General features: G+C 63.3%; 20 protein-coding genes and 1 pseudogene. 11 read left to right on the forward strand and 10 right to left on the reverse strand.

All coding sequences use genetic code 11. From position 1 onward, the window contains the following. Positions 1 to 83: 83 nt before the first annotated feature. The 3 genes and pseudogenes from B9Z01_RS19150 to B9Z01_RS19160 all read left to right on the forward strand — a co-directional run. Positions 84 to 209: pseudogene (locus B9Z01_RS19150) on the forward strand (carboxymuconolactone decarboxylase family protein); the annotation flags it as partial. A gap of 37 nt (positions 210 to 246) precedes the next feature. Further along, positions 247 to 1,092, forward strand: a complete 846-nt coding sequence (locus B9Z01_RS19155; protein WP_085485857.1) for a helix-turn-helix domain-containing protein — start codon at positions 247 to 249, stop codon at positions 1,090 to 1,092. 170 nt (positions 1,093 to 1,262) lie between these two features. Continuing rightward, on the forward strand, positions 1,263 to 2,174 hold the full coding sequence (locus B9Z01_RS19160; RefSeq protein WP_085485858.1) for a LysR family transcriptional regulator: 912 nt from the start codon (positions 1,263 to 1,265) through the stop codon (positions 2,172 to 2,174). Here B9Z01_RS19160 and B9Z01_RS19165 read toward each other — a convergent pair. The 9 genes from B9Z01_RS19165 to B9Z01_RS19205 form a co-directional block, all read right to left on the reverse strand. After that, positions 2,171 to 3,541, reverse strand: a complete 1,371-nt coding sequence (locus B9Z01_RS19165) for an MFS transporter (protein WP_085485860.1) — start codon at positions 3,539 to 3,541, stop codon at positions 2,171 to 2,173. The genes B9Z01_RS19160 and B9Z01_RS19165 overlap by 4 nt on opposite strands. 114 nt (positions 3,542 to 3,655) lie before the next feature. Continuing rightward, on the reverse strand, positions 3,656 to 5,386 hold the full coding sequence (locus B9Z01_RS19170; RefSeq protein ID WP_085485862.1) for a GMC family oxidoreductase: 1,731 nt from the start codon (positions 5,384 to 5,386) through the stop codon (positions 3,656 to 3,658). A 42-nt stretch (positions 5,387 to 5,428) separates the two neighbouring features. Then, positions 5,429 to 6,235 carry an enoyl-CoA hydratase/isomerase family protein gene (locus tag B9Z01_RS19175; RefSeq protein WP_085485864.1) on the reverse strand — a complete coding sequence of 269 codons (807 nt, stop codon included), beginning with the start codon at positions 6,233 to 6,235 and terminating at the stop codon, positions 5,429 to 5,431. Positions 6,236 to 6,240: 5 nt separating this feature from the next. Then, the gene (locus tag B9Z01_RS19180) at positions 6,241 to 7,833 is read right to left on the reverse strand and encodes an AMP-binding protein (protein WP_085485866.1); all 1,593 of its coding nucleotides are present in this window, start codon (positions 7,831 to 7,833) and stop codon (positions 6,241 to 6,243) included. Next, complete coding sequence (locus B9Z01_RS19185) at positions 7,826 to 8,362, reverse strand: (2Fe-2S)-binding protein (RefSeq protein ID WP_085485868.1); 537 nt, start codon at positions 8,360 to 8,362, stop codon at positions 7,826 to 7,828. Before B9Z01_RS19185 ends, B9Z01_RS19180 begins: the two co-directional genes overlap by 8 nt. After that, positions 8,359 to 9,180, reverse strand: coding sequence for an FAD binding domain-containing protein (locus tag B9Z01_RS19190; protein ID WP_085485870.1), 822 nt, complete (start codon positions 9,178 to 9,180; stop codon positions 8,359 to 8,361). Before B9Z01_RS19190 ends, B9Z01_RS19185 begins: the two co-directional genes overlap by 4 nt. Further along, positions 9,177 to 12,215 (reverse strand): xanthine dehydrogenase family protein molybdopterin-binding subunit, encoded by a 3,039-nt coding sequence (locus tag B9Z01_RS19195; RefSeq protein WP_085485872.1) that lies wholly within the window; start codon positions 12,213 to 12,215, stop codon positions 9,177 to 9,179. The genes B9Z01_RS19190 and B9Z01_RS19195 overlap by 4 nt, the downstream gene beginning before the upstream one ends. Then, entirely contained in the window at positions 12,212 to 12,844 is a 633-nt protein-coding gene (locus B9Z01_RS19200; RefSeq protein WP_085485874.1) for a UbiX family flavin prenyltransferase, read from the reverse strand. The genes B9Z01_RS19195 and B9Z01_RS19200 overlap by 4 nt, the downstream gene beginning before the upstream one ends. Next, positions 12,837 to 14,366 (reverse strand): UbiD family decarboxylase, encoded by a 1,530-nt coding sequence (locus tag B9Z01_RS19205; protein ID WP_085485876.1) that lies wholly within the window; start codon positions 14,364 to 14,366, stop codon positions 12,837 to 12,839. The genes B9Z01_RS19200 and B9Z01_RS19205 overlap by 8 nt, the downstream gene beginning before the upstream one ends. Before the next feature lie 340 nt (positions 14,367 to 14,706). Here B9Z01_RS19205 and B9Z01_RS19210 point away from each other — a divergent pair, with 340 nt between their 5' ends. The 6 genes from B9Z01_RS19210 (at position 14,707) to B9Z01_RS19235 (ending at position 20,535) form a co-directional block, all read left to right on the forward strand. Next, positions 14,707 to 15,633 (forward strand): LysR family transcriptional regulator, encoded by a 927-nt coding sequence (locus tag B9Z01_RS19210; protein ID WP_085485878.1) that lies wholly within the window; start codon positions 14,707 to 14,709, stop codon positions 15,631 to 15,633. Between the two features lie 441 nt (positions 15,634 to 16,074). Next, positions 16,075 to 17,070, forward strand: a complete 996-nt coding sequence (locus tag B9Z01_RS19215; RefSeq protein WP_085485880.1) for an ABC transporter substrate-binding protein — start codon at positions 16,075 to 16,077, stop codon at positions 17,068 to 17,070. A 65-nt stretch (positions 17,071 to 17,135) separates the two neighbouring features. Beyond that, positions 17,136 to 17,948 carry an ABC transporter ATP-binding protein gene (locus tag B9Z01_RS19220; protein ID WP_085485882.1) on the forward strand — a complete coding sequence of 271 codons (813 nt, stop codon included), beginning with the start codon at positions 17,136 to 17,138 and terminating at the stop codon, positions 17,946 to 17,948. 10 nt (positions 17,949 to 17,958) lie between these two features. Then, positions 17,959 to 18,714: an ABC transporter permease gene (locus B9Z01_RS19225; RefSeq protein ID WP_085485884.1), complete on the forward strand. Its 756-nt coding sequence runs from the start codon at positions 17,959 to 17,961 to the stop codon at positions 18,712 to 18,714. Positions 18,715 to 18,717: 3 nt separating this feature from the next. After that, complete coding sequence (locus B9Z01_RS19230) at positions 18,718 to 19,491, forward strand: class II aldolase/adducin family protein (RefSeq protein WP_085485886.1); 774 nt, start codon at positions 18,718 to 18,720, stop codon at positions 19,489 to 19,491. A gap of 45 nt (positions 19,492 to 19,536) precedes the next feature. After that, complete coding sequence (locus tag B9Z01_RS19235) at positions 19,537 to 20,535, forward strand: 2-hydroxyacid dehydrogenase (RefSeq protein WP_085485888.1); 999 nt, start codon at positions 19,537 to 19,539, stop codon at positions 20,533 to 20,535. A gap of 25 nt (positions 20,536 to 20,560) precedes the next feature. Here the strand turns inward: B9Z01_RS19235 and B9Z01_RS19240 are convergent, their stop codons facing one another. Next, positions 20,561 to 21,349 (reverse strand): IclR family transcriptional regulator, encoded by a 789-nt coding sequence (locus tag B9Z01_RS19240; RefSeq protein WP_085485890.1) that lies wholly within the window; start codon positions 21,347 to 21,349, stop codon positions 20,561 to 20,563. Positions 21,350 to 21,503: 154 nt separating this feature from the next. Between B9Z01_RS19240 and B9Z01_RS19245 the strand changes: the two genes are divergently transcribed. Both B9Z01_RS19245 and B9Z01_RS19250 read left to right on the forward strand, forming a co-directional pair. Continuing rightward, a complete protein-coding gene (locus B9Z01_RS19245; protein ID WP_244196079.1) occupies positions 21,504 to 22,004 on the forward strand; it encodes a flavin reductase family protein in 501 nt (166 codons plus the stop codon). Between the two features lie 20 nt (positions 22,005 to 22,024). Next, positions 22,025 to 23,083: a 2,5-dihydroxypyridine 5,6-dioxygenase NicX family protein gene (locus B9Z01_RS19250; protein ID WP_085485894.1), complete on the forward strand. Its 1,059-nt coding sequence runs from the start codon at positions 22,025 to 22,027 to the stop codon at positions 23,081 to 23,083. Positions 23,084 to 23,176 lie beyond the last annotated feature (93 nt).

Below are 23,176 nucleotides of genomic sequence, written 5' to 3' on the forward strand. Positions count from 1 at the left end.
CAACAGGCGTTCGACCTGATCCCGAACATCGCGGCCAGGATGGCCGCTTCACCGGCGCTGATTCTCGAAGCAGGCTTCACCCGGAGCAGATACTCGAGGTCATCGCGGTGAGCGCCGCATCGACCATCACGAACTACACCGGCAGCGTGACTCAGCCGCCGCTCGAAGCGCCGTTCGAGGAATTTGCCTGGCAGGCGGCCACGCGCTGAAGCAACCCTGTGCACGTATCCAGATGAGGAAAATGCGATGAATGCCACGAGTCACGATCCAAAAGCGCAGGAAGGTGAGCTTGGCAATCTGTTGCGCTATTGGCGTGACGTGCGTGGCGTGAGTCAACTCGATCTGTCGCTCGATGCCGGTGTCTCGCAGCGCCAGATCAGCTTCATCGAAAGCGGGCGCAGCGTGCCGGGCCGCGATACGCTACTGGTCCTTGCGCAAACGCTCGACGTGCCGCTACGCGAGCGCAATGCGCTGCTGCTCGCCGCGGGCTACGCGCCGATTTACTCGGAGGCGCCGTGGAATGCGCAGGAAATGCACAGCGTCGTGCGTGCGCTCGAACGGGTTCTGCGCCAGCAGGAGCCGTTTCCCGCGATCGTGATGGACCGCAGCTGGAACGTGCTGATGACCAACGACGCCGCACCGCGCTTTTTCAACTGTTTCATCGACATGGCGGCGCGCGAGGGGCCGCGCAACATGCTGCATCTGATCTTCGATCCGCAGGGCATGCGCCCGTTCGTGGCCGATTGGGACGATGTCGCGCGAAGTCTGCTGCAACGGGTGTATCGCGAATCGGTAGGTCACGTGGTCGACGACAACACAAAGCGTCTGTTCGATGAACTGCTCGCGTATCCAGACGTGCCGCGCGACTGGAAGACGCATCACGGGTCGTCCACCACACCCGCGATGCCGGTCGTTCCGATAGGCTTCGTCAACGAGGGCGTGGTGCTGCGCTATTTCTCGCTGGTCTCGACCGTGGGAACGCCGCAAAACATCGCCGCGCAGGAGCTGCGCCTCGAATGCATGTTCCCCGCCGACGATGCAACCGAAGCACGTCATCAGCTGATGCTTGCGGCGCATTCGAGGGAGCGCTGAGCGGGGAAGGGGGCGTTGTCATGCATGGACGCCCGTGGTTTGCCACGCTCTCAGGCAGTGCCTTGCGCGGCGGCGGCGTCTTTGCCATCATGCTCGTCATGCGTTGCGGTCCGACGGATTTCACTTGACCGCGTTGATGCGAAAGAACCTTCCGTCTGAGCCTGCGTTGCATGGACCTCAAGCAAATCCAGTATTTCATTGCGCTGTTCGAGGACGGCTCGGTAACACGCGCGGCCAGGCGGCTGAATATCGTCCAGCCAGCGCTCAGCATGCAGATTTCGAAGCTCGAAACCGAGCTGGGGCAAGTGCTTTTCGAGCGCGGCCCGCACGGCATGACGCCGACCGACGCGGCCCGTCTGATGTACCGACTCTACACACCGATCATGCGCGACGTCGAGAACGCGCGCGTCCAGTTGAGCCGCCAGGATGTGATCGTCACGGGCCGCGTGTCGCTCGGCATGGTCGCCTCGGAAACGGAGAGCGTGCTCGCCGGGTCGCTGGCGAAGTTCAATGCGCTCTTTCCTCAGGTCGAGGTGTCGGTGGCCGATGGCTTCAGCGCCCAGCTGATCGACGGCGTCGAAGCGGGACGGCTCGACGCCGCGATCATCAACAAGCCGCGCGGACGGCTCTCGCTCGACATGCAGCCGCTGCTGATCGAAGAGATGGTCTACGTAACGGGCCTCAAGTGCAGCATCGATCTGCCGGCGGCCATCGATCTCGCGCATCCGCCCGATGTGGAACTCGTCCTGCCGACGCGGCGCAACGGTCTGCGCGGCGTGCTCGATGCCATGCTGATGGCCGCGAATATCGTGATGAAGCCGACATTCGAAATCGATCTGCTGAGCACCATCGTGCAGTTCGTCGAGCAAAGCAACGTCGCGACGATCCTGCCACGCGTCGTCGTGCAGCGAAAAGTCGATGAAGGCACGTTGCGCGCGCACAAGATCGCATCGCCGCCGATCCTGCGGCAGATCGTTCAGGTGTCGCATCCGAAGCGCCCGATCGGGCCCGCCGCGCAAGCCCTGATCGATATCATCGCCGACGAGATTCGCCGCGTGACGACGGGCGTGACGCCCGGCTAGTGGCGCAATGCGGCGTGTTCGAGGCGGCCGCGCGTTTCCGGCACGATGAACGCGCCGATCAGGAAGATCACGCTGATCGCGCCGACGAAGATCGCCAGCGTGACCGGCAACTGGCTCGTTTCCCTGGCGACCAGCGACACGAACGTCGGCATCATCCCGCCGATCGCGAAGCCGATATTCCACGAAAGACCCGTTCCCGTGGCACGGATCGCAGTGGGGAAGCGCTCGTTGAGGAAGATCAGAATCGGCGCATAACCCGCGCTGCCTAGCGCGCTCAACACGACTGCATAGACGCCGACCATCGTGACACTTTGCGCGGTGGGCAGGAGCAGAAAGATACCGGGCAGCGCGACGAGTCGAATCAGCCCGATCCACACAAATGCCGCCTTGCGTCCGATGAACGTGCTCAGATGCCCCGCCGCCACCGATACGATCACGACGGTGACACTGCAGATCACCAGGATCGCAGCCGTTGCGCCGTCCGGCGCGTGGCTCACCACTTTCAGGAAGGTCGGCAGATAGCCCGACGTCAGGTAGTAGCCGCTGCCGCCGCCGATGGTCAGCAGCAGGTTGACGAACAGGATTGAACGATAGTCGCGCGAGAACAGCGTTTTCAACGGCGAGCGCACGATTTCGGCGCTTGCGTTGTGGTTCTGCGCAGCGGCTTTCGCGGCTTTTTCCGCAGCGAGCTTTTTCCACAGCGGCGACTCTTCGAGACTGTTGAACACGAAGAGACCCAGCACCGAGCTGATGATGCCCGTGAAGAACATGCAGCGCCAGCCCCATGTTTCGAACGCGGCGCCCGGAAAGAGCGACGACATCACCAGGTACGTGAGCGAGGCGAGCAACGCGCCCATCCCCGCGCCGCCGCCGCCGATCAGCCCGGACACCGCGCCGCGATATTTCGGCGCGACGGATTCGGTGCCGATCGTATGCGTCGACGCCACCACGCCGCCGACGAACACGCCTTGCACGAGCCGCAGCGCGAGAAAGATGACGGGGGCGGCGAGCCCTACCTGATGAACCGTCGGCAACGCGCCGAAGGCGGCCGTCGACAGGCCGACGCCCACCACGGCAATAATCATCGCGCCCTTGCGTCCGTGACGGTCCGCGTATGAGCCGAACAGCGCCGAGCCCAGCGGACGCATCAGCAGCGTGACCGCGAACGATGCATAGACGGCTGCGAGCGAGAGCATCGCGTGTTCGGACGGGAAAAACAGGCGCCCGACGACAGGCGCGACGTACAACAGTACGAACAGGTCGAACAGATCGAGTGCCCAGCCCAGACATGAGGCGAACACCGCGCCCATTACCTGCCGCTGGTCGATAGCCGGCACGGCGGCGCCATTTTGCGCTGCTACGGACATCATTCATCTCCTTGAATGGTCATCGGGCGCGTTTGTCATCGAGCCCGATGAATGAGGCACCTTGCTTGCGTGCTCTGATTGGCGTTAGTGAAAATGTTGGCGAATGAAAAACTTCTATTGCGTCGGGACAAGCGGCACCGCGTGTGCCGTGTATCCCTTGCGTCGCTGCATGACCATCGCGTCGGCGATCTTCTCGGCGATCATGATGGTCGGGATATTCGTATTGGCGGACGGCAAGCGCGGCATCAGCGATGCATCGACGACACGCAGTCCTTGCGTGCCATGCACACGGCCTTGCGTATCGGTAACGGCATCCGGCATGCGCGCATCGCCCATCCGGCATGTCCCGCTCGCGTGCCATACGCCGAACACGTTGGCGCGGATGTAGTCCGCGAGTACGCGTTCGTCGGCGAGCAGCGCGGACATGCGTTGACCGCGCGTGAAGCATCGTCCGATCAGCGCGCGCCGCAATGGCGCGGGCGTGTCGAGCAGCACGCCGAGCAACGACGTCAACATCGCATTGCCCGATCCGACACGGCTTAACGCTTTCACGCGCGGCGAAAACGCCGCGGGAAAGAAGTCGCGCGAGTCGCCGCTCAGGCCCGATGCTTCGACGACGCGCGCAAGCATCCGCACGCCGGCAGCAAGCCGTTCGAGATCGCGCGCATCGTCGAGCAGATTGAGTTCGACGCGCGGCGCAATGGCCGCATCGGATGAAACGAGTTGCACGCGGCCACGCGAATAAGGCCGGTTGCACCAGAGAAAAAACAGTCTCAGGCGGTTGCCGAGCGCATGCCATGCGGCGCGCGTCGCGCTCGACAGATAGAGGTCGGACACCTCGCAGCCGTCCACGCCTGACGTCAGACGCGCGGCCATCATGCTTGCGCGCCGCCGCGACAACGGCATCCGAAATGGCGGCGCGAGAAAATGGCAGAACGTGAGCGACGGATGATCCTGCAGATTGCGCCCGACGCCGCGCAGATCGACCCGGCATTCGATCCCGAGCGTATCGAGTTCCTGCTTCGCACCGATGCCCGCGCGCATCAGCATCGCGGGTGATTGCAAAGCGCCTGCGCAGAGAATCACTTCGCTCGCGTCGAACCGCACGCGTTCACCGGTACGCGTGAGCGCGACGACACCGCGCGCTGCCGAGCCTTGCATCACGATGCACTCAACCCGCATCTCAGCGAAGATTCGCAGGTTTGCGCGCTTGCGCGTCGGTTCGTCGAGATACGCCGCAGCCGTCGAAACACGCCGATCGTCGGCATTCGAAAACGCGCCCGGAAAAAAGCCGTCATCGAACTCCGCGTTCTGATCGCGCAGCATCGCGAGACCCTGCGCGCGCAGTCCTTTTTCGAATGCGCGGCAGAACGGCGGCCAGTCCTCGGGCATGATGCGGCGAATCGGCACGGGACCATCGCGCCCATGCAACTCGCCATCCGGAAAATTCACATCGCGTTCGAGCTTGCGGAAATACGGCAGCACGTCATGCCAGGCCCAGCCCGCCGCGCCATTTGCCGCCCACTCGTCGTAATCGCGAGGTAGACCGCGATTGGCCGACTGCACGTTGATGCTCGACCCGCCGCCCATCACCTTGCCCTGCTCGTAGACGCGCACCGTCGCGCCGCGCGTCGCCTGCGCCTTCAGGTCCGGCCAGATGTACTTTTCGCCGCAAAAGACAGGCATGGGGTAGCTGTCGAGAATCTCACCGGGCACGGCGCCTGGCGGTGTGTCGATGCCCGCTTCGATCAACGCGACGCGCAGCGACGTCACCGCCGACAACCGGTGCGCGAGCACGCAGCCTGCTGATCCGCCGCCGACGATCACGTAATCGAAGCGCTCCATGAACTGTCTCCAGACCTTTGTCGTGTGCCTTGTTATGGGCGCTTACCGGCCGCGAAATGCCGGCTTGCGTTTCGCGTGGAACGCTTCGACGCCCTCGCGGAAATCGTCGGACGAGCGCAGACGGCTATAGCAATGGCCTTCGAGTTCGATGGCAATCGACAACGGCGCGTCTTCGGTATCGTTGAGCAGCTTCTTCGCCGTGCGCTGCGCAAGCGGCGAGAATGCGCGCAGTTCGTCGACGAGCGCATCCGTTGCCGCTTCGAGTTCCGTATCGGCGACACACTCGACCGCGATGCCCCAGTCGTAGGCCTGCTTGCCCGGAATGCGGCGTGAGCGCATCACGATGTCTTTCGTGCGGCCGATGCCGACCATTTGCTGCAGACGGGCGGAGCCGCCCGAACCCGGAATCTGGCCGAGCTTCTGTTCGGGCAGCGCGTAGAACGTCGTATCGGTGGCGATGCGGAAGTCGCAGGCGAGCGACAGTTCGAAGCCCACGCCGAAGCAGTAGCCACGATTGGCCGCGATCACCGGTTTCGAGCAGCGTGTGGGTGCCGCGATATTCCACGCGAGCTTCGACACATGCTCCGGCGACGCCTCCAGAAAACCCTTGATATCGCCGCCGCTCGAAAAGTGTTCGCCCTTCGCGCGAACGACGATCACGCGCACGCGGTCGTCCTCGTCGAGCGCTTCGAACGCGGCGCGCAACTGGTCGCGCGCGTGCATCGAAATCACGTTGAACGGCGGACGGTCGAGAATGATGTCGGCGCGTTCGCGTTGAGCATCGATCTCGATCGAAAAGCCGTCGGGTTCCTCGAGCAGCGTCTGCCCGCGATGGATCAGGTCGGTCATGAGTGTTACTCCTTCGTGATTTCAGTGTGTCGAGTCAGAGGTTGAATGGCAGGGTCGATCGGGCCGCGCTCGTCGCGCTGATACTCGCCTGCCTGGAGCTTGCGGCGCAGGATCTTGCCGACCGGCGACTTCGGAATGTCGTCGACGAACACGTAATCGCGCGGGCGCTTGAAGTTGACGAGGTCGGAGGCGCGGCACCACGCGTCGAGCGTTGCGCCATCGACGTAATCGCTGCGCTTGACGAACGCGACGACGCGCTGACCCCAGCGGTCGTCCTTCACGCCCGCCACGGCCACTTCGTCGACGCACGGATGCAACGACAGCACCGATTCGATATCGACAGGTGAAATGTTTTCGCCGCCGCTGATGATCATGTCGTCGACACGGCCGGACACGTACAGGTCGCCGTCAGCGTCGAAAAAGCCGGTGTCGCCGGTGAAGTACCAGCCGTCGCGCAAAGACTTCGCATTGGCGTCGGGGCGGTTCCAGTAGCCTTCGAATGCTTCGTCGCCGAGCAGGTCCGCGATGATCTGGCCTTCTTCATGCACGGCAGCCACGTCGTCCGGCGATTGCGCATTGAGCTTCACGACGCGCAGGCGCGTATTGATACCCGCGCGTCCGGCGCTGCCGGGCTTCACCGTCGCGTGCTGGTCGATACTGAACGTGTAGACCTCGGACGAACCGTAGTGGTTGACGAACAGCTCCGGCTCGAACGCCGCCGAGAGACGCTTGAGCAAGCCGTCGCTCATCGGCGCACCCGCGAAGCCGAGCTTCGTGACCGGCGACGTATCGATGTCGTTGAAAGCGGGATCGGCGAGCAGATCGTGATAGAGCGTCGGCACGAGATACAGGCACGTGAGCTTGTACCGCGCTATCGAATCGAGCGCGAGGCGCGCATTCCAGCGCCGCATGCAGACGAACAGGCCATCGACGAGCGCCATCGAGAGCAGCGAGCGCACGCCCATCGTGTGATACAGCGGCATCACGCCGAGCGTGCGCTCGCCATGCCGGTAGAGGTTCTGTGCAACATGCGCGAGCGCCGCCGCGCGCTCATGTCGATGACGGCGCGGAACGCCCTTCGCCTTGCCCGTCGTGCCCGATGTGTAGAGGATAAGCGAGTAGTCGTCGGCATTGGCGTCGGCGTGTGTCGTGAGCGTGGCATCGCTTTGCGCGGCAAAGAGCACGTCGATCGTCGCCGTGCGTCCGGGCGCATCATCGAGGCCGATGCGTGGCACGTTGCACGCGGCCGGGCTTTGCATCACGGCATCCGCGCTGACGGGTTCATAGACGATCGCCTTCACACCCGCATCGGTCACGCAATAATCGAGTTCGTCGGGTTTCGCGCGCCAGTTCAGCGGCACCATGACGATGCCCGCGAACTGGCAGGCCCAATGCAGCGTCGCCATTTCCCAGCGGTTTTGCAGTACCACCAGCAGACGGTCGCCGCGAACGAAGCCCAGTTCACGCAGTCCCTGCGCGGCGTTCAGGATGATGCGATGCCACTGCGTGTAGGTCGTCCGAAAATCGCCATCGACAAGCGCGAGCGCATGCGGACTGCGCTCCACGCTTTGCAGAAACGTACGGCCGAGATCAAGCATGTTCGGCCTCCGTGTTTCCGCACGGCTGCCTGCGGCGCGCGGCCGCGTCGAGCACGGCCGCGACGATGGGCGTATAGCCCGTACAGCGGCAGATATGACCGGATAGCATTTCGCGCACCTCTTCCTCGGTCGGATTGGGCACGCGTTGCAGATAGTCCGCGCACGACATCAGAATGCCCGCCGTGCAGAAGCCGCATTGCAGTGCATGATGACGCGCGAATGCCTGTTGCAGATCGCCGAGAGTCTGCGCGGGCGCGAGCCCTTCGACCGTATCGACGCGGCGTCCATCGGTCTGCACCGCGAGCATCAGGCAGGACCGCGCCGCGATCCCGTCGACATGCACGGTGCACGCGCCGCACACGCCATGCTCGCAGCCGACGTGCGTGCCCGTCGCGCCGAGTTCATGCCGCAGAAAATCCGACAGCAGTTCGCGCGTTTCGCAATAGCCGCTGCGTTCACGGCCATTAAGCGTCAGCGTGACCTGCTGCCGTTCGCCGTGCCGCATGACGGTTGTCGTTGACTTGCTCACTTCGCCTCCTCGATCACGCGCCATCCGAGTTCTCGCACCAGATGACGACGGTACTTCGCGCTGATATGCGCATCGTCGTGCGCGCCCAGTTTCCAGCTCAAATCGTTCAATGCGCCGCGCAGATCTTCGCCTCGCAGGCGCGGCCAGCGCTCGACCTTCGGTCTGTCCGCCACGCCGCCGACGGCAATCCGTATGGCGTCGTCGGTGACGATCGCGGCGCACGCGACCATCGCGAAGTCGCCGTGACGTGCCGAACATTCGGCAAAGCCGAAGCGCTCACCGGGCTTCTTCATCGGGAAGCGCACGGCTTCGACGAGTTCGTCGGGCTCGCGCGCTGTCATCAGCATGCCTTGAAAGAAGTCGTTCGCGGGCACCGCGCGTTGTTTCCTTTTTGAGCGCAGCAGCACGTCGCCGCCGAGCGCTGTCAGCACGAGCGGGAGTTCCGCGCTCGGGTCCGCATGCACAACAGATCCGCATACGGTGCCGCGATTGCGAATCTGAAAGTGCGAGATATGCGGGAACGCCATTGCCAGCAACGGCACTTCGTCGCGTAGCGTCGCGCGCCATTCGACGCTGCTTTGCGTTGCCGCCGCGCTCACGACGAGATGCCCCGCTTGCGAATCGGCGCGCACGGCGTTCAGTTCGTCCGTGCGCGAAATATCGACGAGCACGCGCGGTTGCGCGAGCCGCATGTTCAGCACCGCCATCAGCGACTGTCCGCCGGCGAGCACGCGAGCGTCCTCACCCGTCTGCGCGAGGACGTCGAGCGCGTCCTGCGTCGTCATCGCGCGCACGTAATCAAACAACGCGGGCTTCATGCGTGCCTCCTGAAGCGTGCAAGGAATCGCGCGAGCCACGAACGGCCTTCCGTTTCGACCGACTCGCCTGCCGCCTGGCGTCCCAGCGACTCGAACAGTTGCCTCAGCACGACCTTCGCCGCGCCTTCTAGCATGCGACCGCCCACGGCCGCGACCTTGCCCGATACCTGCGCTTCATAGTCGTACGACAGACGCGTGCCCTTATCGGTCGGCGTGAGTTCGACGAGACCATTGCCGCGCGCGATGCCGAGCGGCGACATGCCCGCGCCCGCCAGCCGCAGACGATGCGGCGCCTCGATATCGGACAGGCCGATGCGTGCTTCGAAGCGCGCCTTTATCATGCCGACGCCGACCGTGACATCCGCTCGATACTGGTTCGGCCCTGTCGCTTCGAGCGCATGGCAGCCGGGGATGACCTTCGCGAGCGCATTCGGATCGAGCAGCACGCCGAAAACCGCTTCGGGCGTTGCCGGCAGATCGACGGTGCCTTGTGCCGTGAGCGCGCGGCCGCCGCCAGGCGCCGCGGGTTTCCCCGTCGCGGCTTCGCGATACTCGGGCAGCGACGGCTCCGGATCGTCGATGCCGATTAGCGCCATTACCTTCGAAGGCGTGAGCGGCAAGCGGATGTCCGCGATATCAAGCGCGTCGGCCACCGCGTTCGCGATGCATACGGGCGTGCTCATATTGTTGCCTTCGCCCAATCCTTTTGCGCCGAGCGGCGTGAACGGCGACGGCGTTTCCAGGTGCACGATCACCGGATCCGGCACTTCACACGTGGTTGGCATCAGATAGTCGGCGAGCGTGCCGGACTGGAAACTGCCATCCGCGCCGTAGCGGAACTCTTCGAGTAGCGCCGCGCCGAGTCCTTGCGCGAATGCGCCGCGAATCTGGCCATCGGCGAGCGCAGGGTTCAGCAGCGTGCCCGCATCGTGCGTGGTCACATACCGGTCGATACGCACGTGACCCGTCACGCGGTCCACTTCGACAGCGCACACGTCGAACGCAAAGCCATAAGCCGCCGACGTGTTAATGCGATCGTTCTCGTCGGGCGCGTCCATGTGAGGCGGAGACCAGAACACGGTCTCGCGCAGGCCGGGCTCTTCGCCTTCGGGCAGCAGCGCGGGGGCCCAATGCGGCGCGTTGCTCGCGGCACGGCCGAATGGCAGCCCGCGCTCCTCGGCGCCTTTCGGATAAACCCGCGCACCTTCGAAGCACACGTCTTCAGGCACGCAGCCGAATTGCTTCGCGACGATGCGCGCGAGCTTGTCGCGCACGCGCATCGCGGCGAGATGAACGGTGCCCGCCACCGCGCCCGCGAAACGGCTCGAATAGTTGCCCGACGCCACTGACCACGCATCCTTGTGCGTATCGAACTCGACGTTGACGACGATATCTTTTGGATCGAGGCCGAGCGCATCCGCCACGACCTGTGCGCACACCGTCATATGACCTTGTCCCGCAGGCGTCGATGCAATGGTCACGACCACGCCGCCCAGCAGATCGACGCTGACCGTCGCGCTTGCAATCGCGCCGTTCTTCGGGCCGGCTTTCCTGCGCGCTTCGGCGGGCATCACGGTCGTGATGTAGCCCATGTTCGACACCGACGGCTCGACAATGGCCGCAAAGCCGATGCCATAAAGCCGCCCCTGCTTGCGCGCGGCATCACGGCGCGCGATGAGTTCGTCGTACCCGCCTTCCGATAACCCGCGCCGCAGCGCTTCCTGATAGTTGCCCGAGTCGAGCAGCGCGCCCGCTGCCGCGCGATACGGAAAGGCATCGGCGGGAACGAAGTTGCGCCGATAGACGTCGAGCACATCGAGCTTCAGTTCGATGGCGATGCGCTGGATCAATCGCTCGAGCGCGAAATACACCTGCGGACCGCCGAAGCCGCGCACGAGCCCCGTCGGTGTCTTGTTGGTCAGTACGACGCGATTACGCACGATCAGGTTGGGGATCGCGTATGCGCCCGTCAGGCAACCGTGCATCCGGTAGAACGTCGCGGGCTCCGGCGCGCGCAGGTAACCGCCGCAATCTTCGAGCTGATCGTATGAGAGCGCCGTAATGCGGCCGTCGTTTTCGACGGCGGCTTCGATCGTCGACAAACGCGCGGTTGCCGAGGTCGCCGCGCTCAGATGTTCGAGCCGGTCCTCGACCCATTTGACCGGCGCGCCCGCCTTGCGCGACGCGAGGCACATCAGCACGACATACGGAAACACCGCCTGCTTCACGCCGAAGCTGCCGCCCGAATCACGCGGCGCTTTGTGGCGCAGCCGGTTGGCAGGCACGTTCAGTGCCATCGCCATCACGGCATGCAGCGAGAACGGCCCCATGAAATTCGACGTAACATCGTAGCCCTCGTCACCCGACAGATACTCGGCGATGACCACGCCGCATTCGATTGGCGCACACGAATTGCGCGGATAGTGCGTGACGAGCTTTACGCGATGCGGCGCGCTGCCGAACGCGGCTTCAGGCTCGCCGTAGCGGAAATGCCGGTCGCTGATTACGTTCGTGCCGACGCGTTCGTGCAGAACGGGCGCGTCCTCGCGCATCGACTGTTCGATCGACGTGACGGGATCGAGCGTCGCGTATTCGACCTTGATGAGGTCGAGCGCGTCTTCCGCCAGCGCGCGCGATACCGCCATCACGACGGCAACGGGCTCGCCGACATAGCGTACGCGGTCCATCGCGAGCGCCCATTGCTCCATCGGTGACTTGACGCCCACCACGAACGGCCTCGACCACGGGCGCAAGTCGTCGCGCGTGAGAACGGCGCACACGCCACGCAGCATCAATGCAGCGCTCGCATCGACCGACACGAGTTCCGCATGCGCATGCGGCGAGCGCAGCACGGCAGCGTGCAGCGTGCCCGGCTTCACGCCGATGTCGTCGCCATAGCGGCCGCGACCTGTCAGGATCGCGGGATCTTCGAGACGCTGCATCGGTCGTCCGACATGCTTCGATGCGCGCGCTTCGGTTTGCGCCACTGCATGCCCGGTTTCGGATACAGCCAGATTCGCCTCACGCTGGTTCATTGGACGGCTCCTGCATCGTCGCGTTGATCCGCGAAGGCATCGGCAAGACCGCTCCAACGCTTCGCGATCTCGCGATGCTCGATGGCGAACAGGTCGAGAATGCGGCCGACCGTGTGATCGACGACGTCTTCGATCGTCTTCGGGTGCGCGTAGAACGCGGGCACGGGCGGCATCACGATTGCGCCCATTTCAGTCGCGAGCGTCATGTTGCGCAGGTGTGCGAGATTGAGCGGCGTTTCGCGCGCGACCAGCACGAGGCGGCGGCGCTCCTTGAGCATCACGTCGGCTGCGCGCGTCAGCAGATTGTCCGCGAGACCGTGTGCGACGCTGGCAAGCGTTCTCATCGAGCACGGCGCGATCACCATGCCATCCGTCAGGAACGAGCCGCTTGCGACGGCCGCGCCGATATCGCGCACGTTGTGAGCCACATCGGCGAGACCGTCGAGATCGCTGCGCGTGAGGCCTAATTCCTGCGCTGCGGTGACGGCGCCCGAGGGCGACACGATCAGATGCGTCTCGTGCGTGCCGAGCCGGCGCAGCGCGGCGAGCAGCCGCACGCCAATCATCGCGCCGCTCGCACCGGAGATGCCGACGACGATGCGCGCCTTGGGGGCCGCGCGCTCAGCCATGATCGCGGTCCAGCCAGGCATCGAACGCCGAGTTGTCGGCTGCGACGAGCGCATCGAGATCGACCTTGTCTGCACCGGGAATCCTCACACGGGTGAACACATGTGCGGCATAGACGACGGGGCGCGTCGCGTCGAGTCCCATCTTCGCGCTGACGCCTTGCAGATGCGGCGGCGCATCGTCGGGCTGGCCGACCGTCGTCGACGGATCGAGCGGCGAGCCTTGCGCGCCGCCGATCACGACCAGATCGCGATCCGCCTGGAAGCGCGTCGCGATCGCCCATTCGACTTCAGCAGGATCGTGCACGTCCACATCGGTATCGACGACGACCACCTGCTTGATGTCGTAATGCGCGCCGAACGCGCAGAGGATCACGTTCTTCGCTTCGCCTTCGCGTTTCTTGTCGAACTGCACCCACAGGTGATAACGGCACACGCCGCCAACGGACAGATGCACGTCCTTCACGCCCGGATGGCTGCGCTGAAGATGCGCGAGCAATGTCGCTTCACGTGGAATCGCGCCGAGCAGCAAGTGCTCCATTTCGGCTGGAACGATCGTATGAAAAATGGGGGCGCGCCGATGCGTGACGGCCGTGACTTCGATTACTTCGCGCGCTTCCTGCGCGCTGTAGTACTTCGGGAATTCGCCAAACGGCCCTTCGGGCTCGCGCACGTTCGGCAGAATGCGCCCTTCGATCACGATCTCCGCGAACGCCGGCACGTGCACGCCATTCGTCACGCACCGCGCGACGGGCAGCGGCGCGCCATGCAATGCGCCCGCGATTTCGAGCTCGTCATGATCGATCGGCGTGATGGCTTGCGACGCGAGCATCGTCAGCGGATCGACGCCGATTGCGATGGCGACGTCGAGCGCATCGCCGACGGCTTCGGCGGTCTTCTGGAACGCGTGCAGATGACGCGGTAACAGCAGGATCGCCATGCGGTCGCGGCCATGCACCTGAATGCGGTTGATCGACACGTTCTGCACGCCTGTGCGCGGATTGCGCGCGATCACGAGCCCCGCGGTGATGTAAGGACCGTTGTCGTGCTCGCTGTGTGTGGGAATCGGCAGTAAAGCGTGCAGATCGATAGCGTTCGTATGAACGATCTGCTGGCACGCTGCTTCGCCGCCCGCGACCAGCCGGGATGCGAGGGGCGCTTCGGCGGCATCGCGAAAGCGCGCGAGCAAAGCGCGTTCGTCGACGCCCATTGCCTCGGCAATCCACGCGCGCCTCGACATGAAGCCGCTCACTACAGGGATGTCGCGACGTCCCGGCTGCGTGAAAAACGCGACCTGCGTGCCGTCGAGCCGCTTCGCCACGGCGGCCAACTCGTGTGCGAGCGCGACGGGCTGGTCGACCGTCGCGAGACGGCCGGTGCGCGCGAGATGCGCAAGCCAGCCGCGCAACGTGAGCGCCCCCGAAGGCTCGGACCATGCGCGAGTCTGCGGGGAGTCCGGAAGGGGACTCGAAAGGGAAAGCGAACCGGAAAAGGCGCCGTGTGTCGCGGCGTCGCGAGTATTCATCTGCGTCTCCATCTATGCCACTTCTTCGACACGAATTGCATGCGAGTCGTGATGCGAGTCGTGGTGCGATTCGCGATGCGGATCGGATCGAAAGGATATGGAGCGAAGCGTAGCGAGATCGCGGTATAAGTTCTAATACTGATTTTTGATGCTTTGAATCATCCTTTCTGATATCCGTGTTAGCCCCGATGACGCTTGTCTTACAACGGGATAACACTAAACACGCTGGCGCGGCCCCATCTTCAGGCCACCAGTGACGCGTTGAAACGCAACGCTTACGGGCTTCCCGTGATGGTATGTACTGGCGCCATTAGTGCCGATGATGACCCTCTTCACGACTATGGACCTTAAACAAATCCAGTATTTCATCGCGCTGTTCGAAGACGGTTCGGTGACGCGCGCGGCCAAGCGGCTGAACATCGTGCAACCCGCGCTCAGCATGCAGATCGCGAAGCTGGAAGAGGAACTGCATCAGCAACTCTTCGATCGCGGCGCGCACGGCATGGCGCCGACAGCGGCCGGCCGCCTGATGTACCGGCTCTTTCTGCCCATCATGCGCGACCTGGCGCATGCGCGGCAGCAACTGGTGCAACGCGATGAGGTCGTGACAGGGCACGTCAACATCGGACTCATCGCGTCAGTGACGGAAAGCGTGCTCGCGGATTCGCTTTCGCGTTTTCATGCGCGCTATCCACATGTCGAAGTGACGGTGGCCGATGGCTACAGCGCGACCTTTATCGACTGGGTTGCGGGCGGGCAACTCGATGCCGCGCTCATCAACAAGCCGCGCGCGCGGCTGTCGCTCGATTCACAGCCGCTGCTCGACGAAGAAATGGTGCTCGCAACGAGCGTCGCCCACGGGCCCGATCTGCCGCACTCGATCGAGCTCGCGCAGTTGCCTGAACTCGAACTGGTGCTGCCCACGAAGCGTCACGGCCTGCGAGGTGTGCTCGATACGGCCGCGCAACATGAAGATGTGATGCTCGCGCCGCGCTTCGAAATCGATGTGCTATCCACCATCGTCGCGCTCGTCGAGAAGACGCGCTTTGCGACGATCCTGCCGCGTATCGTCGTGGGACGCGCGGTGCGTGAAGGCACATTGCGCGCATATCCGATTCTCGCGCCGCGCATCGTGCGACACATCGTGCGCGTGAGTCATCCGCGCCGCCCCCTGAGCGCCGCCGCCGAAGCGCTGATCTCGATCATCGCCGATGAACTGCGCCAGGTCTCGACGGCAATGGATATCGGCACGCCGTTGCGCGCATGACGCGCATTCAATGTTTTTCTTTGTGTCCTATCGCGACAAAACGCTCGTCAGGCGACTTCTTTCCAGCCCACTGAATTTGCACCGCATCCGGCTCGCCGGACCACATGCCACTGACCGCGCGAATTCGTCCACGCGCAGCGCAACCGATCAAGCGATGGCGCCTATCCGGACTTATACGGAGGCGCTCTCACATTGACAGCGCCAGTTTTAGATTTAGAATATGTTCAATATCAGTGAACCATGTTCACTATATTAGAACAAGATCAAGTGCCGAGGATGAACGTTACCTGGCTCCTGGTTTGAGCGCGGTTGCCAACCCACCCGCATGATGAGGCCGCTCTGGATACGACGCGAGCAGGGGACGAAAACCATAAGTGGCTTTTCGCGGACGCCAGATCGAAAAAGGCCAACCGCTTGTCTTGACGACTCTTGAGAGAATTCATGCGAAAGCTCTGTGCGGCAACTGCCATTCTTCTGTCCATCGCTGGCTCGGCATACGCGAGAGACAAACTGCTCATTCAGCAATATCAGGGTACCTACGGAAATGCAGCGGCTGTAGTTGCCGCGGCGCAAGGGATGTGCGAGCGCAATGGTCTCGACTGCGAAATCAAGTACATCAATAGCGGGCCGCTCGGCATGCAGGCGCTGGTGGGCAAATCGATCGACGTCGCTTTCGTCGGTACGGAAACCCTGGTCACGGGTATCGCGCGAGGTGCGAAAGCTCAACTCGTGTATGGCGGGTACCAGTCCTTGACGCTTTCGCTCGTCGCGCGCAATGACGTGCCGATTCGCAAGGGAACGGTCAAGGAGACGCTCGAGCAACTGAAGGGCAAGAGAATCGGCGTGACCATGCGCGGATCGCAGACCGAAATGCATTTCCTCTCGCTCGTCCGCGAAGCGGGCATGAAGCCTTCCGATTTCATCATCGTCCCGGTGGGCGGCGTCGCCACTGCGTACACCGCTCTGACGGTAGGCAAGACCGTGGATGCGGTGATGATCATGAATCCGCTCAAGCAGATCTGCGTGGAGGCCAAGACCTGCCAGCTGGTTTTCGATGCCGATACGGTGGAATGGCCGCCCGAGCTGCGCGCGATGAAGGGCGCCAGCGTCGCCATGGCGATGCGCACCGAGACCATCGAGCAGAATCCCGATCTGGTGAATCGCTTCATTCGCGCCATGGACGAAGCCAACAAGTGGATACGCGACCCGAAAAACCGCGACGCGGTAGTGAAACTGCTAGGTCCGTCGATGACGCTTGGAGATATTCCGAACGCGGACGCGGTCCGCCGAAGCTGGATCAACGACGACATCACGCAAATGGGCGACGGCAAGCTTAGCCGCTCCGGCGTTCAGGGCGTCGTCGACTATCTTTCCGCACAGGGCTTGATCGATTCGAAACCCGCCGTTTCAAGCCTTGTCTACAGGGACGCGCCGTGACATCGGAGGTGACGCCAAGGATGTATACAGACCAGACTGCAGTGATCCCCTCGGGAGCGCCTGCCATGCCATCCGCCACGGCCTCGGCGCACCGGTCCGCGAATGGACCCGCTCCCGCGGCATTGCGTTTCTCCCGCGCGTCTGTTCGGTTCGGACGGGAGGTTCTGGCGCTCGACGACGTGAGCCTCGAGATTGCGCCCGGTGAATTCGTCTCGATCGTGGGGCCGAGCGGCTGCGGCAAGACGACCCTGCTCAATATCGCAGCGGGCCTGATCCCGTCGGACAGCTATCAGGGCGACTGCCAGGTGCTGGGCCGCAAGCCGGTTTCGGGCAATCGCGATGTCGCCTACATGCTCGCACGCGATGCGCTTTGCCCGTGGCGCACGGCGCTTCGCAATGTCGAGCTGGCGGGCGAAATCCGCGGCCAGCCGATGCCGCGACGGCGCGAGGTTGCGCGCACGCTGCTGGCCAGCGTGGGGCTCGGGGAATTCGAGAACAGCTACCCGAAGCATCTGTCGCATGGCATGCGGCAACGCGTTGCGCTGGCCCGAACGTTCAGCATGGAATCGTCCATCCTGCTCATGGACGAGCCGTTCGGCGCCCTCGATTCGCTCACCAAGATCCAGTTGCAGGAGGTGCTTCTGAATCTCTGGCAGGCCAAGGCCAAGACCGTGATGCTCGTCACGCATGATCTCGGCGAAGCGGTGGCGGTGTCGGACCGCGTGATCGTCATGAGCGCGCGTCCGGGGAGAATCGTGGCGGATATCCGTATCGATCTTCCTCGCCCCCGCTCCGTGAAGTCCTTGCAGAAGGATCCGGCGTTTCACACTCTGCATGCCGAGGTGTGGAAGCGTTTGGACGAGGCGATGAGTGCTTGAGGGAGCGACGATGAATACAGCAACGAAAACGGCCATCGACAGAGGCGTGGCTCTGCTCGCGTTGGTGTGCGTGTGGCAGATCGCGGCGTCGCGAGGCTGGATCGACCAGCTTCTGATCGGCAGTCCGATGGGGATTGCCGTCTATCTTCGCGACAATCTTTTCAAGGACGGCGCGCTGCTGATCGATTTCGGATGGACCATGCTGGGCACGCTGATCTCCTTTGTGCTGGGGATGGTCGCGGCCGTCGTGACCGGCGTGCTGTTCGTGATGAGTCCTCGTCTCGAGCGGGCGTTCGAGCCGATACTCGCGGCCGTGAATTCGATGCCGCGAATCGCGCTCGCGCCGCTTTTCCTGATCTGGTTCGGCCTGGGGCTTGCCTCGAAGATCGCAATCGGATTCAGCCTGTGCTACTTCATCGTTCTGTCGAGCACGGTGGCGGGGGGGCGCAGCGTCAGCCAGGACCACCTTACGCTTGCGTCGACCCTCGGGGCTAGTGCGTGGCGCAAGTTCGTCCACTTCACGCTACCCACCGCGGTTCCGACGATCTTCACCGGTCTGCGGCTGGGATTGGTGTATTCGCTGCTCGGTGTCGTCGGCGGAGAGATCATCGCCTCGGAGCATGGGCTGGGTCAGCAGCTAAGCCTGCTGTCGTCGCAGTTCAACACCAATGGCGTGCTCGGCATTCTTTTGCTTCTCGCGTTGACCGGCGCCAGTATCAACGGCTTGATGAACGTGCTCGAGAACACGCTGCTGCGCTGGAGGTAATTCATGTCCTGTATTCATCATGAGCGGTGCGGCCAGGCCGGCGAGTACACCGATGAGGTTTGGCGACGCCGCGTCGAGCTGGCGGCCGCCTATCGCCTGACGGCCCTGTTCAAATGGGATGACCTGGTTGCCACTCATATCAGCGCGCGCGTGCCTGGGACAACTGATCAGTTTCTGATCAACCCGTATGGGCTGCTTTTTGAGGAAGTCACCGCGTCGAGCCTCATTACCGTGGATATCGACGGGAGAAAGCTCGACGAGTCGCCGTACGAGGTCAATCCGGCAGGCTTCACGATTCATAGCGCGATTCACGCCGCGCGGCACGACGCGGAGTGCGTGATGCACACGCATACGCTGAATGGCACGGCCGTATCGGCACAGGTGGAAGGTGTTCTTCCCTTGTCCCAGCAGTCGATGCTCGTGCTGCAAAGTTTGGGTTACCACGATTACGAAGGCATCGCTCTGCGCGACGATGAAAAACCCCGGCTTGTCCAATCGCTCGGCAGCAACGATTTTCTTATGCTGCGCAACCACGGTCTTCTGACTGTCGGGAGGAGCGTAGGCGAAGCGTTCATCTTCATGTACCTCTTTGAAGCAGTCTGCAGCATTCAGGTGCGTGCACTGGCGGGGGCGCGGCCTTTGAACCATATCGACTCCTCGATCATCGCGACCGCGCGCGAGCAGGTCAAAGCCGCCACGCAAGGGCAAGGCGCTGCGATGGCATGGCCGAGCCTGCTCAGGCGTCTCGACAGGCAACTTCCCGGCTACGACACCTGATTTCCGGTCCCATGCAAGAGGGCTGCCGCTCATGAGAGGAGTGCCTTGAAACCGAAGATTCTTGTCACGCATAGCATCGAGGCGAGTGCGCTGCAGCGGCTCGCACAGGTATTCGAGGTGGATTTCCGCGACAGCAAAGCCGGACTCGACCGCACGACACTGATCGCCGCGCTGCGGGACAAGCAGGGAGCCATTCTCTGCCCGTATGACCGCGTCGATGACGGCGTGCTTGCGGCGGTCGACGATCTGCGGGTCCTGTGCAATACGTCGGCTGGTTTCAACAATCTCGACATCGCGGCCTGCACGCGGCATGGCGTGCTGTGCACGAATACGCCCGACGTGACGACCGGGACCACGGCGGACTTCGCGTTCGGCCTGCTTCTCGCCGCGGCGCGCCGGATCGTCGAAGCCGACGAATGTGTACGGCAGGGGCGCTGGGACGCATCCACCTACGAGCGATTCATGAGCCTCGATGTTCACGGAAAAACACTGGGCATTCTCGGCATGGGGCGCATCGGACGCGCCATTGCGCGCAGGGCGGCGCTCGGCTTCGGCATGCGCGTGCTCTATCACTCCCGCTCCCGCATGTGTGAGGAGAGCGAGCGGGAAATCGCCGCCGGGTACGTGAGCAAGCCGGAGCTGTTGCGGCGCTCCGATCACCTGATCGTTGCCCTGCCATACACGCCTGAGACACATCACGTCATAGGTGCGCAGGAGATCGGCATGATGCGTCCTACGGCGACGCTGATCAACATAGGCAGAGGTGGCCTCGTCGACGATCATGCGTTGGCCATGGCGCTCAAGGAAAGGCGCCTCGCGGCGGCGGGGCTCGATGTCTTCGAAGGGGAGCCGGCGATCGAACCGCTGCTGCGCTCCTTGCCGAACGTCGTCCTGACACCGCACATCGCGAGCGCGACCTTCAGCACGCGATCGGCGATGGTCCACCTCGCGGTGGACAACCTGATCGCGGCCCTCGGGCAACCGGGTGGCGTCCGTTTGCCGCCGACGCCGATCAACCCCGAGGTGCTCCCGGCGCAAGTCTGATTCGCCGCCACTGCTGGGCCCGGGTTTATCCCGTGTGACCCAGCTCGCGCGAAACGCGTTTCGCGGCCTGCATGACGATGGGCGCGAGGTTACGCATCATCGCTTCGGGCATGCGTTCGCCGGGTGCCCCGACGCTGATCGCGGCGACGGCTTCGCCGCGGCTGTTGAAGATGGGTGCTGCGACCCCGTGCGCGCCGCCGCTCCATTCGCCGCGATTGATCGCATATCCCTTGCGCCGTACGCGTTCGAACTCGTGCTCGACTGCTTCACGCATGGTGAGCGTCTGCGGCGTGAGCTTTTCGAGGCTTCCGACGATCCTGTCGATGATGTCGATGGGGGCATAGGCCAGCATCGCCTTGCCCGTCGCCATGTAGAACGCGGGCGCCCGGTCGCCTGGCCTCGTGTGAGCGCGCACGGGCTGTGGACTGTCGATGACGTCGATATACAGCACCTCGACTCCGTCGAGAATCGACAGGAGCACGGTTTCGCGCGTTTGTTCGGCGAGCTCGCGCATGGCGGCCGTCGCGGCGCCGCGCAGATCGATGCGATTCGCCACGCGTTGGCCCAGCTCCCAGATCTTCAGCGTGCACTCGTATTCCCCAGTGGGCGTCTGGCGCACCCAGTCGAGCCCGCGCATCACCTGCAGCAGACGGTGCACGCCGCTCTTCGGCATATCCATATGCCGTGCGAGCGTTGTGATGCCGAGCGGGGCATCGTCGCTGGACAATAGTTCGAGCAGCGCGAGCCCTTTGGGCAGCGAGCCGGATGGCGCAGACGCGACTTCGTCCTGCGCTTCAGTGCGAGGTGGGTTCATTCGTGTTGACATTCGTTTGAGCACTTCCTATTATGTTCACATAGTCTGAATGATGTTCATCATAGTGGAACGGTAAAAAATTTCAACCCGATGCAGGTGAGAAATGAGCATAAGTGAAAGTGCATCTTTGCAGATATATCCGGAAGATCTGCCGTTGCGGGACAGTTGGGACCGCGGCGTCCTGCGCCGAACGTTCGGCCGCTTCGCCACCGGTGTCACCGTCATCACTACGCGCGCGCAGGACGGCCGCAGCATCGGGCTGACCGCGAACTCCTTCAATACCCTGTCGCTCGATCCCGCGCTGGTGCTGTGGAGCCTTGGCACCGCGCAGGGTAGCTCCGCCATCTTCAGGAACAGCTCTCACTTTGCAATCAACATTCTCTCGGCGGAGCAGATCGAGCTGTCGCGTCGTTTCGCGAGTCCGGTAGCGGACCGGTTCGCGGGCGTGGATTACGTCGAGGACGGTCTTGCCGCGCCCCTGATCAAAGGCTGCGCCGCCTGGCTCGTCTGCCGCCGGCGCGAGCATATCGAGTTCGGTGACCATCTGCTCTTCATCGGCGAGGTCGAGGTGTTGGGCACGACGAACGTGCCGCCGCTGCTGTTCCATGATTGCGATTACACGTTCACCCGCGGCGCGACGCTGGCACAGGCTTGAGATCGACGGAGAAAAATGAAATGCACAGGAGTGGTGTCGAGAGTAAATGGATTCGCAGTTTCGCGCAGCAATTCTCCGCTTGCGGGGTCGGCCCCAGAACCGTGGCTGCGATCCTGTGCGAAACAGGCTCGCGCACGGAGAACGTCGTCGCCAGCCGACATGCGCTCGCCGAGCTCGGGGCGTCGCAATTTCTCGTCGAAGTGCCCACGCCCGTGCAGTCGGAGCGTGTTCCAGTGCGCTCGACGGGAGCATCCGACGCGGTGCAGGGCCTGAGGGGTGTGATCGCCGCGTTGTCGCACGCCGATATCGTGATTGACTGCACGGTAGAAGGAATGCTGCATGCGAAGGAGCTCGGTCAGATACTGGTGGGCGGCACGCGGCTCATGATGGTGAGCAACGAGCATCCGGAGATCCTCGAGCGCATCGGCGTCGATCCGGGGCTCGAGAGGCGAGTGAAGGCCGGCGTGTCGCGGCTCAGGCGTGCCAGGGAAATGCACGTCACCTCGGCTGCGGGCACCGATCTGCGAATTGCGATTGCCGGCTGTCCGCTGGGCGGCAACTGGGGCTACTGCACCGAGCCGGGTACGCGCTCGCACTGGCCTGGCGGGTTGATTGCAGCCTTTCCGACGGCCGGCAGCGTCAATGGCACGCTGATTTTCGCGCCGGGCGACGCGAACCTGACTTTCAAGCGCTATTTCGAGTCCCACGTGAGCGTGCGGATCGAGCAGGACTACATTACCGCCATCGAGGGCGATGGGCTCGATGGGGAACTGCTGCGCAGCTATATCGCAGCATGGGGGGACCGCGAGGCGTATGCCGTCTCTCACGTCGGCTGGGGCATGAACGAGCGCGCCCGCTGGGACTCGATGGTGATGTACGACAAGAACGATTTCAATGGCACCGAGCTTCGTGTGTTCGCAGGCAACTTCCTTTTTTCGACAGGAGCCAACGAGCACGCCGGCCGCTTCACCAAGGGCCACTTCGACCTGCCGATGCGAAACTGCACGATCGCGCTCGACGGCGAGGTGATCGTGGACAAGGGTGTGCTCAAGGGCGAACTCGCTTCCTCCGAGAACTAAAGGAATCCTGATTGAACTTGACGCGCGGCTCATCGAGACGACATTTCCGATGCCATCAGGCTCGGTGGTGAAATTTTTTTCAGACCTACGATT

Origin of the sequence: Paraburkholderia susongensis, assembly GCF_900177725.1 — a bacterium.
In the GTDB taxonomy this organism is placed as follows: Bacteria; Pseudomonadota; Gammaproteobacteria; order Burkholderiales; family Burkholderiaceae; genus Paraburkholderia; species Paraburkholderia susongensis.